Here is a 1,255-nt window from a genome sequence, read left to right as displayed (position 1 = left end):
GGCCCCTTGTTCGACACGCTCCACGACAGTGCGGCGGAAAGCGCGGACTCCTCCCCCGTGTCGACCACGGCCTTGGCCGCAAAATACACCCGTTGACCTCCGGTCATCCCCGATGCCGCCGGATCGAACGTCAAGGACGTTTCCGTTGTGGAAGAGGCAAGCGGCGTAAGCGATGCGGTGGAAAGTCCTGCGTCGGCCGTCCAGAATATTGCGTACCGCACAGTCTTCCCCTGGATCGGGCTCCCGTTTGCATACGTCGTTACGGGACCCCAGAAAAGCTGCCACGTCCCCGACGGCGTAGACGTTGCGACCCTGGTTATCCCAAGGTCTGCGGGAGCCGACGGCGCCCCGGGAATGGCGGCTGGGGGGTTCCATGGCAGTGCAGCGGAAAAGGTCGATTCCGTTCCCGTCCCTACCACGGTCTTGACCGTGAAATATACCGCCTGGTAACCGGTCATCCCCTCGGCCGCCGGGTCAAAGGTGGCGGAGGTCGCCGTGGTCGAGGAAACCAGGGGACGCAGCGTCTCCGCGGCAAGCCATGGATCTTGAGTCCAGTACGCCTTGTAACTCACGGTCTGCCCCGCCTCGATCAGCGAGCCGTCCGTATACGTGGTGACGGCGCTCCAGGCCAACTGGTGGGTTCCCCCAAGTGCGGCGCGTGTCGGACCGAATGCAAAAAGCAGGATCCCGACAAAGAAGAAACTCTTCGCTTTCATGTGCACCCCGCTGGTGTCAACTCAGGTCCCATGGAACCGGGACCATGAATCCCGACTTGAGCCCGTCCACCCCGACCGCCCTGATGGAAACGTAATACCGTTTTCCCTGCTCGGTGAACGGGAGAAGATTGTCTAACGTAAACTCCTTCGTAAGATCCCGTACAAACGACTTCCCGTTGGGGGATAGAACGTCGTAGAAGGCCGCCACTTGGGCCACCGGCTGGTCGTTCTCCGTGAAGTTCTGGTCCGTCCGGAGGTAAAACTCGTAATAATCGAGGTCGCGCCGCGGATCAAGCGGCGTGCTGTCAGCGGCAACCTTCGGGGGGTCCCATTCCAGCGCCGTAACCGATCCGGACGGCGGGAAAACCTCGCTGCTTCCTCCCCCCACGCCTCCCCCACCGCCACCCCCACATCCGGGGAGAACGATCATCGCCACGATCAAGCCCATCAGAAAAACGGTGAGGCGGACGCTGGAACCGATCATCTCTTCTCCCCCTGACGAGTTTCTTCCGACGAAAGCCGGCGGCAGGGGGGTTTCC

General features: G+C 62.0%; 2 protein-coding genes. Both read right to left on the bottom strand.

Going from position 1 to position 1,255, the window contains the following annotated elements; all coding sequences use genetic code 11:
• Positions 1-632 (bottom strand): hypothetical protein (locus tag VJ307_09870; GenBank protein HJX74449.1); only part of this gene is annotated, 632 nt, incomplete at its 3' end.
• 100 nt (positions 633-732) lie between these two features.
• On the bottom strand, positions 733-1,200 hold the full coding sequence (locus VJ307_09865; GenBank protein HJX74448.1) for a hypothetical protein: 468 nt from the start codon (positions 1,198-1,200) through the stop codon (positions 733-735).
• Positions 1,201-1,255: the final 55 nt, after the last annotated feature.

It is taken from the genome of Candidatus Deferrimicrobiaceae bacterium (assembly GCA_035256765.1).
Taxonomy (GTDB): Bacteria; Desulfobacterota; Deferrimicrobia; order Deferrimicrobiales; family Deferrimicrobiaceae; genus CSP1-8.
Note: the sequence above shows the minus strand (reverse complement) of the source record. Positions and strands in the feature narration are given on the sequence as shown.